The organism is Arthrobacter sp. 9V, assembly GCF_902506065.1.
GTDB lineage: Bacteria > Actinomycetota > Actinomycetes > Actinomycetales > Micrococcaceae > Arthrobacter.
This window is the reverse complement of the sequence record NZ_LR733000.1, coordinates 1-1,476: the sequence shown is the minus strand read 5'-3', so window position 1 is coordinate 1,476 and position 1,476 is coordinate 1. Positions and strand designations below refer to the sequence as shown.

General features: G+C 71.1%; 2 protein-coding genes. Both read right to left on the bottom strand.

Features of this window, described 5'->3' with window-relative positions; all coding sequences use genetic code 11:
• Window positions 1-362: GNAT family N-acetyltransferase (locus tag BACI9J_RS23195; protein ID WP_159736697.1), on the bottom strand; the 362-nt coding region annotated here is incomplete at its 3' end.
• A 110-nt stretch (window positions 363-472) separates the two neighbouring features.
• Window positions 473-1,342 (bottom strand): VOC family protein, encoded by an 870-nt coding sequence (locus tag BACI9J_RS23190; protein WP_056069378.1) that lies wholly within the window; start codon window positions 1,340-1,342, stop codon window positions 473-475.
• Between the last annotated feature and the right edge of the window lie 134 nt (window positions 1,343-1,476).

Sequence of the window (1,476 nt, the reverse complement as noted above, 5' to 3'; positions counted from 1 at the left end):
AGCAACCCGTACGGCACCTGCAGTCCGTCGAGGACCGCGTGGGTCCGGGTCATGAGCTCCCGGCCGACGCCGGTGCCCTGCAGCCGGGGTGACACGGCGACCAGGCCGGTGTCGCCGACCAGGACGTCCTGCCCGCCGACGGTGACGAACATGCGGCGGATGCCGACGTGGGCCAGGACGACCCCGTCGGCGTTGTGCGCGAGCACGCGGCGTTCCGGCTGCATGCCGGACCAGCTCCGGCCGCCCACGTACCAGTGCGACCAGTCGGGGAAGGCCTGCCCGAGCAGCGCCGCGATCGCTTCGTGGTCGGGGAGCGACAGCGTGCTCTCCTCGACCACCTCCCACCGGATGTCGTCAGTCACGGGTCCATCCTGCCGGTCCGGCGGCCGGTGTGGGGAGGTTTCGCGCTGGGCGACACCTCGCGGGTCCGGGCGGGCGTGGGGTGTCGGTCAGCGCGGAGTGTCGCGACACATCAGCCGCGACCGGGCGTCGTCACCTCGATGCGGTTCGCCCAGGGGTCGTCGAACGCCACGGTCCGGCCGTCGTCGGCGAGTTCCACGCCGCCGTGCCGCATGCGTTCGGTCAGCGCGCCGAGGTCGTCGACGGCGGGGACCTCGATGCGGACGAGGCCCAGCCCGAGGGCCTGCTGTCGTCGCCCGGCGCCGCGGGAGTTCCAGGTGTTCATCGCCATGTGGTGGTGGTAGCCGCCGGCGCTGACGAACAGCGCCTCGCCGAACCCCGCGGTGGTCTCGAAGCCGAGCGTGTCGACGTAGAACGAGCGCGCGGTGGCGACGTCGCCGACGGACAGGTGCACGTGGCCGACCTTGCCCGGGCGTGCCGCGGCGGTGTCCAGGGCGTCCTCGGTCAGGTGGGACTGCAGGAACGCGTTCGGGTCGACGTACTTCGTGTCCATGTCGATCACGCCGTGCGTCCACGACCACTCGGTGCGGTCGCGGTCCCAGTACAGCTCCACGCCGTTGCCCTCGGGGTCGGTGAAGTAGAACGCGTTGCTCACCAGGTGGTCGGCGCTGCCGGTGAAGGACGCCGGGTACTGCGTGGCGACCGAGTACAGCGCGGCGGCCAGGTCGGCCCGGGTGTCGAACAGGATCGCCGTGTGGAACAGTCCGGCCTCGCGCGGGCCGGCGTGCTGCATCGCGGGGGCGTGCTCGAGGATCACGATCGGCGTGCTGCCGCGACCCAGCACGGCGACGCCGCCGTCGTGGGAGAGCAGCGACAGCCGGACGCCGTCGCGGTAGTACCGGATCATCGCGTCCAGGTCCGCGACGCGGAGTGTGACGGCGCCCATCCCGGTGTCGGCGGCGAGGAGTTCGTGCGTTTGCATGCACCAAGTGTGCGCCCATTTGGTTGACGCGTCAACCAATTCGATGACGCGTCAACCAATCCGGTGCGTCAAGCGCTGTTCGAGATCCCGCCGTCCGACTTCAGCAGCTGGCCGTTCACCCACGCACCCTGCTC

Excerpts from the sequence above, each read along its gene's own strand:
- BACI9J_RS23190 (WP_056069378.1), bottom strand. The coding sequence starts at position 1,342 with ATGCAAACGCACGAACTCCTCGCCGCCGACACCGGGATGGGCGCCGTC.